Source organism: Flavivirga rizhaonensis (assembly GCF_004791695.1).
GTDB classification, from domain to species: Bacteria; Bacteroidota; Bacteroidia; order Flavobacteriales; family Flavobacteriaceae; genus Flavivirga; species Flavivirga rizhaonensis.
The window spans coordinates 1-16,438 of the sequence record NZ_SRSO01000029.1 but is presented as its reverse complement, the minus strand read 5'-3'; the positions used below and the strand labels follow the sequence as shown (position 1 = coordinate 16,438).

At 33.9% G+C, this 16,438-nt stretch carries 10 protein-coding genes; 1 reads left to right on the top strand and 9 read right to left on the bottom strand.

Annotated elements, in window-relative coordinates; all coding sequences use genetic code 11:
- Positions 1-6: 6 nt before the first annotated feature.
- The 3 genes from hutI to hutH are packed head-to-tail and all read right to left on the bottom strand — an operon-like array spanning position 7 to position 4,747.
- Positions 7-1,248 (bottom strand): imidazolonepropionase, encoded by a 1,242-nt coding sequence (hutI, locus tag EM932_RS17185; protein WP_135878444.1) that lies wholly within the window; start codon positions 1,246-1,248, stop codon positions 7-9.
- Positions 1,245-3,245 (bottom strand): urocanate hydratase, encoded by a 2,001-nt coding sequence (locus tag EM932_RS17180; protein WP_135878443.1) that lies wholly within the window; start codon positions 3,243-3,245, stop codon positions 1,245-1,247. The genes hutI and EM932_RS17180 overlap by 4 nt, the downstream gene beginning before the upstream one ends.
- An 8-nt stretch (positions 3,246-3,253) precedes the next feature.
- Positions 3,254-4,747, bottom strand: coding sequence for a histidine ammonia-lyase (gene hutH, locus EM932_RS17175; RefSeq protein WP_135878442.1), 1,494 nt, complete (start codon positions 4,745-4,747; stop codon positions 3,254-3,256).
- 79 nt (positions 4,748-4,826) lie between these two features.
- On the opposite strand from hutH, the gene EM932_RS17170 reads away from it, so the two are divergent.
- Positions 4,827-5,705, top strand: a complete 879-nt coding sequence (locus EM932_RS17170) for a LysR family transcriptional regulator (protein WP_135878441.1) — start codon at positions 4,827-4,829, stop codon at positions 5,703-5,705.
- Between the two features lie 624 nt (positions 5,706-6,329).
- On the opposite strand, the gene EM932_RS17165 is transcribed toward EM932_RS17170, so the two are convergent.
- The 6 genes from EM932_RS17165 to EM932_RS17140 all read right to left on the bottom strand — a co-directional run.
- The gene (locus tag EM932_RS17165) at positions 6,330-7,847 is read right to left on the bottom strand and encodes an aminotransferase class V-fold PLP-dependent enzyme (protein WP_135878440.1); all 1,518 of its coding nucleotides are present in this window, start codon (positions 7,845-7,847) and stop codon (positions 6,330-6,332) included.
- Positions 7,848-7,873: 26 nt separating this feature from the next.
- On the bottom strand, positions 7,874-9,952 hold the full coding sequence (locus EM932_RS17160) for a protein-disulfide reductase DsbD family protein (protein WP_135878439.1): 2,079 nt from the start codon (positions 9,950-9,952) through the stop codon (positions 7,874-7,876).
- A 177-nt stretch (positions 9,953-10,129) separates the two neighbouring features.
- Positions 10,130-12,946, bottom strand: a complete 2,817-nt coding sequence (locus EM932_RS17155; RefSeq protein WP_135878438.1) for a M16 family metallopeptidase — start codon at positions 12,944-12,946, stop codon at positions 10,130-10,132.
- A gap of 93 nt (positions 12,947-13,039) precedes the next feature.
- Positions 13,040-14,416, bottom strand: a complete 1,377-nt coding sequence (locus EM932_RS17150) for a TlpA family protein disulfide reductase (protein WP_135878437.1) — start codon at positions 14,414-14,416, stop codon at positions 13,040-13,042.
- Positions 14,417-14,435: 19 nt separating this feature from the next.
- Positions 14,436-15,809 carry a TlpA family protein disulfide reductase gene (locus EM932_RS17145; protein ID WP_135878436.1) on the bottom strand — a complete coding sequence of 458 codons (1,374 nt, stop codon included), beginning with the start codon at positions 15,807-15,809 and terminating at the stop codon, positions 14,436-14,438.
- Between the two features lie 12 nt (positions 15,810-15,821).
- A partial coding sequence (locus EM932_RS17140) for a TlpA family protein disulfide reductase (RefSeq protein ID WP_135878435.1) occupies positions 15,822-16,438 on the bottom strand: 617 nt, incomplete at its 5' end.

Here is a 16,438-nt window from a genome sequence, read left to right as displayed (position 1 = left end):
TTGTAACTAAACGCCAATTTCTTTCCCTTTCAAATACACTTTTTCAATCTGATTTGTGCCAAATGAGTACGGTATAAACCCATAAGAATTAATTGGTTTGGTAAGTATTAGATTAGCCTGTTTTCCTTTAGTTATTGAGCCTACTTTATCTTCCAATCCCATGGCATAGGCACCATTTAAAGTAGCTGCATTTAGAGCCTCTTCTGGTGTCATCTTCATTTTTATACAAGCAGTAGAAACCACAAAATTCATATTCCCCGATGGTGTTGAACCTGGGTTATAATCAGTTGCTAATGCCAATGGTAACCCAGCATCAATCATTTTACGAGCTGGTGTATATGGGATACTTAAGAAATAAGAGCAACTTGGTAAAGACACAGGCATGGTATTCGTTTTTTTAAGAGCTTCAATATCTTCATCACGCATGACTTCTAAATGATCTACAGATAAAGCATTATGATTGACTCCTGCCTGAACACCACCGATTGCCGTGAATTGGTTAACATGAATTTTGGGTACCAGTCCATATTTTTTTCCAGCTTCAAGAATTAATTCTGTATCAGCCACAGAAAAATAACCAGTTTCACAAAAAATATCGATATATTCTGCTAAGTGTTCTTCAGCAATTTTTGGAAGCGTGTCTTCTATTAATAATTTTAAATAGGCCTCTTTATGCTCTTTATACTCAGTTGGTACAGCGTGAGCTCCTAAAAAAGTAGATCTAATTTCAATAGGATAATGTTCTCTTAAACGTTTAATAACACGTAACATTTTTAATTCGGCTTCTGTTGTTAAGCCATATCCCGATTTAATTTCAATGGCTCCAGTCCCTAATTGAATGACTTCTTCTAAACGAACCTTACTTTGATTATATAATGCTTCTTCTGATGTTTCTTGTAATTTCTTAGCCGAATTCAATATACCACCACCATTCGCAGCGATGTCTTCATAAGATAATCCTTTTATTCGATCTACAAATTCACTTTCGCGATTTCCTGCATAGACAATATGTGTATGGGAATCGCACCAGGATGGCAAGACCATTTTTCCAGCGGCATCAATAACTTCCGAAAATGCTGTTTTAGGGCAATTTTCCATACTCCCTAAATCAGAAATCAATCCATTCTCTACAATTAAAAAAGCGTTTTTTATGGTAGGTAACTCGTTCATTGCTTTTCCAGAAACAAATGATATAGGTTCTGTTCGAACTTGAATGAGTTCTTTTATATTTTTGAATAAGGTAGTCATTTAAATAAATTATTAAGAATACTATCGGCTACTAAATTAGGGATTGTTACTTTTAAATTAGGTGTTCGTTCCATTTCCCGCTTTATTGCAAAGATAGCTTCATTATTTCGAGCCCAGCTTCTACGAGCAATACCATTATTTACGTCATAAAACAGCATACTTTTTAAACGTGCTCCTGCTTCTGGTGTGCCATCCAGTAGCATTCCGAAACCACCATTTATCACCTCTCCCCAGCCTACGCCACCACCATTGTGTATAGATACCCACGTGGCACCTCTAAAACTATCTCCAATAACATTATGAATAGCCATATCTGCTGTAAATTTACTGCCATCATAAATATTAGAGGTTTCTCTAAAAGGCGAATCTGTTCCGCTTACATCGTGATGATCTCTTCCTAAAACCACAGGGCCTATTTTTCCTGTTGCTATAGCATTATTAAATGCTTCTGCTATCTTAGAACGTCCTTCCGCATCTGCATACAATATACGCGCTTGAGACCCCACGACCATGTTATTCTTTTTAGCATTTTTAATCCAAGTAATATTGTCTTGCATTTGCAGCTGAATTTCTTCAGGTGAGTTTTCCATGATGCTTTGTAAAACAGTTGCTGCGATATCATCAGTATTATCTAAATCTTCTGATTTTCCAGAAGTACAAACCCAACGAAAAGGACCAAAACCATAATCGAAACACATAGGGCCTAAAATATCCTGAACGTAAGACGGGTATTTAAAATCAATGCCATTTTCTGCCATTACATCTGCTCCTGCTCTAGACGATTCCAACAAAAAAGCATTACCATAATCAAAAAAATAAGTTCCTTTCCTTGTGTGTTTATTTATTGCCGCAGCATGTCTACGCAACGATGCTTGTACTTTTTCTTTGAATAACTCTGGTTCTTCACGAATTAATCGATTGGATTCTTCATATGAAATACCTATAGGATAATAACCTCCTGTCCAAGGAATATGTAATGAGGTTTGATCTGATCCTACATGAATAAAAATGTTTTCTTCGTCAAATCGCTCCCACACCTCTACCACATTCCCTATAAACGCTATAGAAACAACCTCTTTTGTTGCTTGGGCTTCTTGAACTCTAATAATTAAATCGTCTATATTGTTAATCAATACATCTACCCATCCTTGCTCATAACGTTTTTTGGCTGCTTTTGGATTCACTTCTGCACAAACAGTAATACAACCTGCAATATTTCCTGCTTTTGGCTGTGCTCCACTCATGCCTCCTAATCCTGCTGTTAAAAATATTTTTCCTTTTGAATCATCTCCTTTTGGTAAAATTTTGCGAAAAGCATTCATAACCGTAATCGTTGTTCCGTGTACAATTCCCTGAGGTCCTATATACATAAATGAACCAGCCGTCATCTGCCCATATTGAGTAACACCCAATGCATTAAATTTTTCCCAATCATCTGGCTGGGAATAATTTGGTATCATCATGCCGTTAGTCACAATAACTCTAGGAGCATTCTTTGAAGATGGAAATAATCCCATGGGATGTCCCGAATACATATGTAAAGTCTGCTCATCTGTCATGGTTGCCAAGTATTTCATCACTAAAAGATATTGTGCCCAATTTTGAAATACGGCACCATTACCTCCATAGGTAATTAATTCCTCTGGATGTTGTGCAACGGCAGGGTCGAGGTTATTTTGAATCATAAGCATGATCGCTGCTGCTTGTGTAGATTTAGCAGGATATTCTATAATTGATCTAGCATATATCTCATAATCTGGTTTGAATCTATACATGTAAATTCTACCATATGCTTTCAACTCTTCAGCAAATTCAATAGCCAACTCCTCATGCCAATCCTTTGGAAAATAACGCAATGCATTTCTAATCGCCAATTGCTTTTCTTCTATTGATAAAATATCTTTTCGTCTTGGCGCTCTGTTTGCATCTTGAGGGTATGCTTTCTTAGCCGGTAATACATTAGGAATACCTTGTAATATTTGATCTTGAAATGTCATTTCTGTGTTTACTTTAAATTGAATGCTTGATCTTTAACTAATCGAATCATAGCATTAATATCGTCTTTTAAAATTCTATCATCTTCTAATCTTGGTACACTTTCTCTAATAATTCTAAAGTTTTCTTCAATAATATCTGAAAATGTATTGGGTCTTCTAAACTCTAAGGCTTGTGCGGCATACATTAATTCTATGGCTAATATTTTATCAACATTTCCTAATATCTCATTGAATTGACGTCCCGATATACTTCCCATAGATACATGGTCTTCTTGTCCTAAGGATGTTGGAATACTATCTGCTGATGGCGGAAAACATAATGATTTATTTTCTGTTACTAAAGCAGCTGTTGTGTATTGCGGAATCATAAAACCAGAATTTAGTCCGCCACCTGTAGTTAATAGTCTAGGGAGTCCAAACTTGCCTTCTAACAATAAATAGCATCTTCTATCTGAAATGTTTCCTAATTCTGATGCTGCTATTGAGGCATAATCTAATGCCATAGCTAGAGGTTGCCCGTGAAAATTCCCTCCCGAAATAGCCTCAATATCACTTAAAACAATAGGATTATCAGTAACAGAATTCATTTCTATTTCTGCTAACTCTTTTAAGTGGTAATAGGCATTTCTGGAAGCTCCGTGTACCTGAGGGATACAACGCATGGAATAAGGATCCTGTACACGTTCACAATTTTCATGAGAATCGACATTCTGAGACTTATAGAGTAGCATAAACATTCTTTCTGCAACTTCAATGGTTCCTTTAAAAGGGCGTATTTTGTGTAATTCATCTCTAAACGGAGAAGAGCTCCCCTGATATCCTTCAATACTCATAGCGCCAGCTACATCTGCCAAATCTAATAAATAGGCCATTTTATCTAAGCCAACAATAGTATGTGCTAAAATAAATTGTGTACCGTTTATTAAACCTAAACCTTCTTTAGCTTGTAGTGTTAAAGGTGTTAATTGATGTTTTTCTAATCCTATTTTTGCATGTTCAATGGTATCACCAGCCCAAAACTCTCCCTCTCCTATCAATGGCAAAAATAAATGTGACAACGGTGCTAAATCTCCAGACGCTCCAACCGAGCCTTGCTTTGGAACTACTGGTAATAAGTCATTTTCTATGAAATATAAAATTCTTTCAATTAATTCTAGTCGAACTCCGGAATACCCTTGACATAAAGCATGAACCTTGCAAATCATCATGATTTTCGAGAGTTCTTTATCTATAGGAGTTCCTACGCCAACGGCATGGGTAATCAACAGGTTTTCTTGTAATTTATTAGTCTCTTCAACTGTGATCTGTACATCGCACAAGGGTCCAAACCCAGTATTAATACCATATACAGCTTTATTTCCTGCAGCCATGGTTTCAACCTTTTTTCTGCATGCAATAACTTGTTCTTTTGCTTCTGAAGTAATAACAGCATTTAATTCGCCTTTGGAAATAGCTAATACCTTTTTAACTGTTAAATTATCTATACCGTATTTAAATGACATGCTATAAAAATTGGTGAATAACAAAGTTATTTTTAATTTTGATAACTAACAAGATTATTTAGAATACAAAATAATAACCATGAGTTATCAAATAGAATTAAGACATATTAGATATTTTCTAGCAGTTGCTAAAGATTTACACTTCAGAAAAGCTGCTGAACGTTTATTCATCTCTCAACCAGGATTGAGTAAACAGATTAAACAAATGGAAGATGATTTAGGAGTTCTTTTATTTGAAAGGCATAATAGAAAAGTAATACTTACCAAGGCTGGCGAATATCTTAAAGAAGAATTAGCCTTAAACTTAAAAAGCCTGGAACATACTTTTTATCATGCCAAATTATTGAATGATGGTAAAAAAGGTGATTTGAAATTTGGATATGTAGGGTCTGCCATGCAAGAAATAATTCCCAATTTATTAATAGCATTTGAGAAGGAACACCCTAATCTACTTTTTAGCTTAAAAGAAATGGGAAATCATAAGCAAATAGAAGAGTTACTTTCTTACGATATAGATTTAGGCTTTGTACGTTTAGACAGAGTCCCAAAAGAATTGGAAATTAAGCCTATTTTAAAGGAAAATTTTTGTCTGGTACTACCACATAGTCATATATTAAATAAAGAAACCTTTAAGGGCTTACAGCAGTTGAAAGAGGAATCATTTATCTTATTTGATCCTAAATATAGTACTACTTATTTTGAAAAAGTGATGCAAATTTTCGATGATAGCGGTTTTTCTCCTATCATTTCTCATAATACCATTCACGCCAGCTCTATATATAAACTTGTTGAGAATAATTTTGGCGTTTCTATTGTCCCTAAGTCTCTAATAGATATCAATAATAAAGAAGTGAAGTTTATTGAATTATCTAAAATAAAGCAAAAGACGACACTTTCAATGGTATGGAATAAACACAATAGAAACCCTATTTTGAATAGGGTTTTTGATTTTATTTAGGAACTATCGAATAAGGTTTAAAACAACATTAAGCCTTGTCATTCCTGCGGCTTGTGCTGAACTTGTTTCAGTAAGCTACGGTGTACCCACAAATATTGCCCTAAACAGTAACTATAATAATATTAAAGAAAAGCTGTATTGTGATAATATGTTATATCTATCAGGTAGAAACCACAAAACCTCCAACCAAAGGCGTGGCACTTAGCCCTCTTTTGAACAAGTCGTCCCCCCTGAATAGAGGATTATAAGATTTAAAAAAAGGATTAAGGTGCTCGTTGAAAAATGACCATCAGGCAATCCCCGACCCTTCGTAAGAATAAAGTACAAAAGCTTCGAAACCCAGGAGCATAGTATTGGATGGCGCATGGGCGCGACGTCGAAGTTTTGTGCTTGGTTCTTCTCAGGCGTAAGCCAAGAGAAGAAATTCCTATCGAAGGAGCGTCTTTTCTTTTGTTACTTTTCTTTGGACGCGCAAAGAAAAGTAAATAATGAATCTTTTTTTAAGATGCGGGTACACCGCAGTTCAGTAAGGCAGAAACCTACTCGCTATTAAATATTTCTGTTATTCAAGTGGATTCCTGCCTTTCGCAGGAATGACAACACAACTTTAAAACTAAAAATGGCTTATAAATTAAACCAATCTTTGGTTATCTCTTTTTCAATATCATGATTTCCTTTATGAATAAACTCATTTTTAATAGCGTTGTACTCATAATCTTTTCCCCAAACTTCATAATGCTCAGCAACCTCTTTAATAGCGTCACAAATAAAGTGGATGTCATCATTAGTCATGGTAGGATGAATAGACATTCTTACCCAACCTGGACGCTCTATTAAACAGCCTTCCAATATTTTTTGTTCTATAGATTTAGATGTTGTCTCGTCTACATTTAATAAATAATGGCCATAAGTTCCAGCGCAAGAGCAACCTCCTCTGGTTTGTACCCCAAAACGGTCATTTAATAGTTTAACAATTAAATTGAAATGTGCGTCTTCAATATAAAAAGAGAACACCCCTAGCCTATCTGTATGCTCTGGCGCCAGTATGGTTAGATTTTCTATGGCTCTCAGTTTTTCAAAAATGATAGCATTCAACTCATGTTCTCTATCCAGAATATTTTGCACTCCCATTTTCTCTTTAAGTTGAATGGATAGTGCAATTTTTATAGCCTGTAAAAACCCTGGTGTTCCACCGTCTTCTCTAGTTTCGATATCATCTATATAATCATGGTCTCCCCAAGGATTGGTGTAAGACACCGTACCGCCTCCTGGATTGTCTGGCACTAAATTTTTATATAATTTTTTATTAAAAATTAATACGCCTGAAGAACCTGGTCCCCCCAAGAATTTGTGAGGAGAAAATGTAATAGCATCTAAATACATGTCTTCATCTTCCGGATGCATATTAATATCTACATAAGGGGCTGAACATGCAAAATCCACAAAACACAAGCCATTATTCTGATGCATAATTTTTGCGACTTCATGGTAATTGGTTCTAATACCTGTTACGTTAGAACACCCAGTAATAGCTGCTATTTTTATTGGACAATCTTTATACTTAGTAATAAGCTTTTTTAAACTTTTAACACATGGTAAACCCGCCTCATTCGAAGGGATCACTTCAACATTTGCAATCGTTTCTAACCAGGATGTTTGATTAGAATGATGCTCCATATGAGACACAAAAATAATGGGTCTTAAAGCCTCTGGAACAACCGTATGTTCTTTTAAGTTCTCGTTTAATTTTAAACCTAAAATACGTTGAAACTTATTAATGGCTCCTGTCATGCCTGTTCCAACTGTTATAAGCACATCTTCTTTTGAAGCATTTACATGCTTTTTAATGATATTTCTAGCATCATGATAAGCTAATGTCATTGCAGAACCAGTTATAGATGTTTCTGTATGTGTATTAGCTACAAAAGGACCTATTTGATTAAGTAATTTTTGTTCTATAGGCTTATATAGTCTCCCACTAGCTGTCCAATCTGCATAAATAATTTTCTGCTTACCATAAGGAGATTCAAAAGATTCGTTTACACCAACTATATTATTCCGAAAGTATTTAAAATAGTCTTCTAGGCTTGAATCTTTATCTTTAGACTTAGAAGTTAATTTATTCTTTATAGTCTTTATCATAATTTTATTCCAATATCTATAAATTTTTATTTGAACTTAGAAACACCCGCTTTTAACCATGTGTAATATTCATCAACATCTGGTGTATACGCCACTGGATCTATTAGATTGCCTTCATTATGATCCATAAGAACATAAAACGGTTGAGAATTAGTTTTATATTTAATGGTTTGCAATTCACTCCATTTCTGTCCTATATACTTTAATTTTTTACCTGGTCGTAGTTTTGAATCAATAACTTCACTAGCTTTTAATTTGCGTTTGTCATCCACATATAATGAAATAAGAACCACATCGTTTTTAAGAATATCTAATACCTTAGGTTTTACCCAAACGTTTTGTTCCATTTTTCTACAATTCACACAAGCATGTCCTGTAAAGTCAATCATGACTGGTTTTCCTATTTTTTTAGCATATGCCAAACCTTTATCATAATCATTAAAAGCTAAGATATTATGAGGTGGCATTAGGTGGGCGCCTTCTGGAACCTCTATATGATTATTTGCAGAACCACCAGAACCAACTTTGTTAAACCCAACGCCGTATGGAGATTCACTATAATGTTGTGGTGGCGGGAAAGCACTGATTAAGTTTAAAGGTGCTCCCCAAAGTCCTGGAATCATATAAATAGTAAATGAGAGTGTTAAAAGACCAAGACATAACCGTCCAACCGAAACATGGGTTAAAGGAGAGTCATGCGGTAACTGTATTTTCCCAAAAAGATAGAAGGCTAATGCTCCAAATATAGCAATCCAAATGGCAATAAATACTTCACGTTCTAACCAATGCAATTGTAATACTAAATCGGCATTTGACAAGAATTTAAATGCTAAAGCTAACTCTAAAAAACCTAAAACGACTTTTACTGTATTTAACCAGCCTCCAGATTTTGGTAATGAATTTAACCAGCCTGGGAATGCTGCAAACAATGCAAAGGGTAATGCTATAGCAAGTGAAAATCCTAACATGCCTATAATTGGACCTACCTGGCTACCTCCAGCCGCTGCTTCAACTAGTAATGTTCCTACTATGGGACCAGTACAAGAAAAAGACACTATGGCTAAAGCTAAAGCCATAAAGAAAATACCAATTAAGCCTCCTCTATCTGCCTGACTATCCACTTTATTTGCCCAAGAATTCGGAAGCATAATTTCAAAAGCTCCTAAAAAGGATACTGCAAATATTATTAGTAATAAGAAGAAAGCAATATTAAACCAAACATTGGTTGATAAAGCGTTAAGTGCATCGGGGCCAAAAATTAAACTAACTATAACTCCTAGCAATACGTAAATAACCATAATTGAAACACCATAAATAATAGCATTTCTAATCCCTGCTGCTTTATTTTTACTTTGCTTGGTAAAGAAACTTACCGTCATTGGAATCATAGGAAACACACATGGTGTCAACAATGCTGCGAAACCAGATAAAAAGGCAATAAAAAATATGGTCCAAAGTCCTTTCTTTGACCCTGAATTTGAAGAAGGTTTTTCTGTTTCTGTTTTTTCTGAAATAACTGCTGCATTATCATTTTCCTCTATTTTTACTCCTTCTAATTCTGATTCTGAAGAAGGTGTGTCTGAATGCCCTTCTGTAACTGAAGCTTTTTCAGTAATTACAGGTTTTTCTTCAACTGCTTTTGGTTCCGATTTGGTTAAAGCTGGTAAATTAAAAACCAAATCAACCTCTTTAGGCGGTAAACACTTGGTATCATCGCATACCATAAATTCAACAGTAGCATTCACTGTTTTTTTATCACCTAAAACCTCTATTTTTTGTTCAAAAGCAGCTTGATTCTCAAAAAACTTAATCTTCATTTCAAAAACAGGATCATTAACAGTATGCCCCTCTTCTTCAATGGTGTTGCCTATTGACTTAAAAGCACCATTCGCTTCATCAAAAGTAAAGGTTGTAGCTATTGGCCCTCCTTCAGGCACATCTTGAGAATACAAGTGCCAACCTGGTTCTATACTTGCTTTAGAAATTAACTTATATTCGGTATCAGATATTTTCTCTACAGAGGTTGACCACTTAACTGGATCAAAAACTTGAGAATTTCCTATAACTAAAGAAAATAAGGCTAACAGTAGAATAAGTTTTTTCATAATATCACTTAATGTATTTATTAAAAAGGGTTATTTATAAAAATAACCCTTTTGTTATCTTTCTTCACTTATTATATTTCAACGGACTAACTCGAATATAATTAACACAAAAACAAAAGTATTAAGAAAGATGTTGCTATATTTTAATTTTATATTTTATTTATTATAATTGATACTTTAAACCTTAGGCTTGAATACAATTTCATAAGACTTTGCGTCTTTTAAAAGCGTCTTAGCAAATTTTTGAATATCCTTTGTTGTAATGTTATTAACAATGTCTTCAAAATTCTTTGAATCATTCATATTGTAACCTTCACGATAATAACGCGTTAACAAACTCATTTCATAACTATTATAATCTTTTTGTTGCTTTCTTTCCTTTAAATAGTTTGTTAATGTTTTATCTAAATCTAACTGAAGAATATGTCCTTCTGCCATTTTATTTATTTCTTCGTGTACTATAGCTATTAAGGTTTCTACCTTGTCTGGGTTACAATCAAAATTAACAGAGATAGATGCTTTTTGTAATGGGCGTTTAGACAAACTAGCATTCGTACTGGCTCCATATGTTCCACCTTCTTCCTCTCTTAAAGTTTCGGTATACCTTAAATCCAGTATATCTCCTAATGCACGAGCTATTAAAGCATTTTTCAAACTATATTTATAGTCATTTTTATATGAAATCCTTACAGAACTTTTTGGATCTTCCATTTTTAGATAAATATCTTTATCTATTTTCCCACTTAACCAAGGCGTAGAATTATCCTTCCAGATTTCTTTTGTATCTTTTGTAGGTATACTTGCTATGTATCTTTCTAATAAAGGCTTTAAAGCCTCTTTTTCTATATCTCCTACAATAAAAAACTCGAAATCTGCAGCATTATCAAATCTATCATTGTAGATAGCCTTTATTTTATCAAAAGAAATATCCTTAATAAAAGCATCATTAAATATGCGCTTCTTTGGACTGTTAGCCCCATACAAAGTAATAGTCATACTATCCTTCATTTTCTCAGCAATATTCTCCTTTCTTCTTATTTTGTAGTTTTCTACATTTTGCATGATGACATTATATCCATTTTCATCGAAACGGGGTTTTACAAAACGAAGATATACCATCTGTAACATCGTTTCTGTATCTTTTGTTACAGATGACCCTGAGATACTTTCTGATAAATCTGAAATACCAATAGAAGTACTTGCCGTTTTACCTGCTAATACTTTTGGTAAATCTGTAGCAGAATAATCTCCTAACCCTGAATATTGAATAACATTAGTCAATATAGCTGTTGAGGGTAGATCGGTATCTTTTAATAAGGATGTACCGCCCTTGCTCAAAGCTTTTAATTTTACATCATTAGCATTTTTGTTAGCATATTTGTAATGTACTTTTATACCATTACTTAAAGTGAACGTTGTCGATTCTAAAGCCTTATTGGTTTCTTCTGAAGTAACCGCACCATTTTTTATTGTCATACCAGAAATTAATGTTTTGCCTCCAAACTCATCTGTATAAGCTTCTAAGGATGCATCATTTTCTACGTCATTAATTATATTTAATGCATCTTCTTTAGTCAAATTATTATTACCTTTTACTCCTGTTAGTGTTAAAAACCTATTTTTATCTGTGTATAATTTTTTAAGTGCTAAATGAATTTCATCTGCTTTTAATGTATTAAATATGGCTTTAGCAATCTCAAATTCCTTTTCAACATCTATAATAGCTACATTCTCTAAATAATCAGCTTGTATTAATTGAACGATACGTCCATGAGACATATCATCTTTTTTACTAATCTGATTTTCGTAATAACTAGTAAAATCTGTAATAGTTCTTTCTATTTCTGCTTTAGCAAAACCAAACTTCACCGCCCTGTTCACTTCTGTTAAAACAGATTTAAATGCCGCATGTTGTTGATTTGGTTTCGGATATATCGACATATTCAATGCTTTTGTTGACCTAGAATGGTCTCCATAACTTATTCTAGCATTTAAAAAAGTGGCTTCTGGCTTTCTCGAAAGTTCTTTTATTCTTGAAGATAACATACTGGTTATCATATTATTTAATAATGATTCTTTTAAACTTGAAATGGTTTCTTCTTTTAATGGCTTTGGGTGTCTAATTCCAAAAGAGATATTAGATGTAGAAACCTCCTCATCCATCGCCATAGAATATAGCATTTTTTCATTTTCGGGAATCGTTACTACGAAACGCTCTTTGGGGCTTTCTACTGCTGGGATGGTAGAGAATATTTTTTTTATCTTCGCTTCAATCTCATCAACATTTATATCTCCAACAATAGCAATGGCTTGCAAATCGGTTCTGTACCAATCATGATAAAAATCGCGCAACGCTTTGTATTCAAAATTATCAACAACCTCCATTAAACCAATGGGCATACGTTGTGCATATTTTGAATGATTAAACATGGTGCCAATATTTTTTTGAAAAATTCGCATGCCTCCACTTTGTCGCGTACGCCATTCTTCCTTAATAACACCACGTTCTGCATCTATCTCTTCATCGGTTAACAATAGATAATTGGACCAATCTTTTAAAATTAAAAGTCCAGTATCGATGAGTTCTGGTGTGGTGGGAATATTGTTGATATTATAAACGGTTTCATCAAAAGAGGTGTATGCATTAATATCTCTTCCAAAAACAAGACCATGTTTTTGCATGGTATTTAAAATACCTTTGCCTTCAAAATTCTCGGTACCATTAAATGCCATGTGCTCTAAAAAGTGTGCAAGACCTTGTTGGTCATCATTCTCTAAAACAGAACCTACATTTTGAATGATGTAATAACTGGCAACATCTTTGGTTACATCGGTACTTTTTAGATAATAGGTTAAACCGTTTTCTAAAACACCCTTTTTAAAACTTTTATCTATTGGTAATTTTAAGTCTATATTTTGGGCATAAAAATTTAATGATGAGATTCCTATGAAAAGGAAAAATAAAATAGGGTTAAACTGTGGTTTTTTTATCATTTTTGATTTTATGTTTTTTGTGTTTATAATGAAGAGTCTTTTTTTATGGTTCTCCCCTATTAATAAAATGTTAAAGTTTTAAACGATTAAAAATTAAATCCCTAATTCATTGAATAATTCAACCAATTTTTCATCTGAAGGTCTTGGCGCATTAGCTTGAACAATATTACCTTTTGGATCTAAAAGGATAAATCTAGGGATCCCCATAATTTTGTAACCGCTTACAAATGGCGTATTAAAGTCATTATCGGATATTATTTGAATACCACCTAACGCTTTATCTGCAATCATTTTTTTCCATTTGTCTTTATCCTTTTGTTTGTCAACAGAAAGGCTCACAAAATGTATATTTTTGTCATGATATTGTTTTTCAACTTTCTGTAAAAATGGAATTTCGTATTTACAAGGTCCGCACCACGTAGCCCAAACATCTATATAAACGTATTTGCCTTTTAAATCATCTAAAGAGGTAGTCCCACCTGCATAATTTTCGTAATTCTCAAACTTAGGAGAAGGTTGTCCTGCATCCAATACCTTTAAAGATTCAAACAATTCTTTAATACGAGTTTTATGTTTTTCATTAGTAGATGCATTTAAGAAATCATTGAAGTCTTTATCTTTATCTTTAGACATTGCTAAGAACGTTGTAATATTTTTATACAATTCTGCATTTTTAATAACTTCATTTTTTATCTCAGAAATGGCCTTGCTTTGTGCTTCTGGGTAAGGCAATGAATCTTTTTCATAGAAATTATAAGTTTTTTGCTGAATTTTATCGGACACCATACGTTGGTAATCTGAAGAGTATAAATAATCTTCGCTATTATCAAAAGTCATTTCTGATAATTCTTTTTTAAAGGCATCAGAAGCTTTAAACTCTTTATTTTTGTTTAAATAGCCGTACATTCTTTCATAATTTCCTTTCTTAGCTAATCTAGAATAATTGATAGCACGTATTTCTTTAGCCTTAATGTCTTCAGGAATATTTTTAATGGCCTCTAAATTTTGTTCTAGGTCTTTTTGGAAATCATTTATTTTAATTTCAAACGTACTTTCATCTACATTATAACTTCCTTCTCTATCCATCGCAAATTCATATTCTTTTGAGTATTTGTATGCAAAATAGTTATTCAGTTCAGCATGGTCTCCAGTAAGGTTTAATGTACTTGCGGGTTCTTTTGCATCAATATTTAATTGAATCTTAGCCCCTTTGGATAAATATGGAAAAAAGTTAATCCGCTCATAGCGTAAACCATATAATCCATCTTCCTCGATAAACAAAGTGTCTTGAAAAACACCTGTTTCTTTTACATTGATTGTTTTTGTAAAGCCATTTAGGGATCTAATTATTAATTCTCCTCCCTTGGTATTATTTATATTTCCTGAAAAAATAACATAGTTTATTGGTGTTTCTTTTTTGCAAGACCAAAGGACTAAAAGTGTTATGACAATTATTATATGTTTCTTCATCTTTACTATTTTATTAACGTTATATATATTGATTAATTAGTTTTTCCAAATCTCCTGAAGAAGGTAAAGGCGCGAATACATCTACGACATTAAATTCTTTATCGATCACAAAAAACCTTGGTATTCCAGAAACTTTATAATCGGTAAGTTGGCTTCTGTTTATTTGTAGTTGATCACCTTTCACTTCATTTTTTTCGAAATAACCACGCCAGACTTTTTCGGTATCTATAGACAGTGAAATAAGTGCGACACTTTCGTTTCCATGATATTTCTTGTCTAGGGCTTCGAAAAAGGGTTTTTCTTTCATACAAGGTCCGCACCAGGTTGCCCATAAATCCAAAACGATTACTTTACCTTTATAATCACTCAATTTAACGGTATTGCCATCCAGTTTTGTGAAAGTTAAATCTGATGCAGGATTTCCCCTTGTTAGGGTAGCATATTCGGTTAGAATGTTTTGTAGTACAGCCGAATAATTTTTGTTTTTTATCTTTTGCGCTCCTTCTTTTAATTCGTCTCCCAACTCATTTGAATACCCACCAAACTTTATTTTACTTGTTAAATCGCTAGTTGTGAGATACTCTTGTAAGGTATCATTCAGCTCGGGAAGTTCATGATCCGTTCTAAAATCTTCCTTTCTCAATGCAGAGAGCACCGATTGAAATACTTCTAATTGCAAATAGTCGGTGTTGTTGAAATCGTCTAGAAAGGGCTTTCTGTAAGGAATAAAATATTGGTCTGCCTCCTTCATTTTCTCCTTCATTTCCTCTTGGGTCATTTCTTCTTTTCTCATTTTTCCAAAATATAAATAGAACACGCCACTGCCCAACGTATTAACATAATCAAACTTGATACGTGCTGTTTCCAAACGTTTAAAGGTTTCTGAAACATGGGTTAAACTATTAAGTTCATCTGTACGTTTCTTAACCGACACCTTAAAGGCTTCCGGCATATCTTTATACGTCTCAACTTTTGAGGATATATCTCTATCATACCAAAAAGAACCACTTTTAGGATACGTTACATTTCTTAAATAGTTATTCGCCTGCGCTCCTTTACCCGCAAATGAGGCATAGGTTCTATCTCTGGTATCTAAATTGGCGACCAGACTATCGCCAGGAGATAGATATAAAAAGGTCCTTCCTATGCTAAAATAGGTAGGTTTCTCTAGCTCGAAACGATACTCAAAGTTTGTTTTATCTTGTAAAGTCATCGTATGAATATCCTCTTTAAAAAGCATGGACTTCGAAGACACGTTATTCATATATAATGTGTCTTGGTCATAATTAGCTATGGAGCCTTTTAAGACTACAGTTTTATTTTCCTTTACGGGAGCTTCCTTACAGCTAACGGTTATTAAAATGATAAGCAGTGGATAGATAAATTTTTTCATAGTGTCTTTGTGTTATTTAAGTAGTTCTTTCAGTTTTTCGTCCAATTTCTCTTGTCGTAAATCTTTGGCTATAATAGTTCCTGATTTATCAACCAAAAAATTTCTGGGTATTCCCTGTACCCCATACATTTTAACCACAGGGCTTTTATAGGCTTGTAAGTCGCCTACATTAATCCAAGGAAGGGCTTCTTCTTCGCTGGCCCCGACCCATCTTTCTCTTTCATGGTCTAGCGAAAAGGATACTATTTCAAAACCCTTTTTGTTATAGTGCTTATATGCTTTTTTCATGTGCGGTATTTCAGCTCTACAGGGACCGCACCAGCTCGCCCAAAATTCGACCAATACGTATTTGTTTTCTTTTAAAACATTGGAAAGTTTGAATTCTTTTCCGTTTAAATTTTTGGAAGAAAAATCCTTTACGGTACTTCCAACATCTATCACCTTAACCTTCTTATGCTCCCTGATATTTTTGTAGGTATTGCGTACGGTATAAATCTCTGGATGATCCTTCCCAAACTGGTTTTCGAAGGCATCCAATCTAGGCTCAATGGCATCTTTATATCCCAGTTTATGGAATACCAAAAGTTGTGCCAGTGTATCCTTGGGGCTATTGAAAATACGTTGGTAAT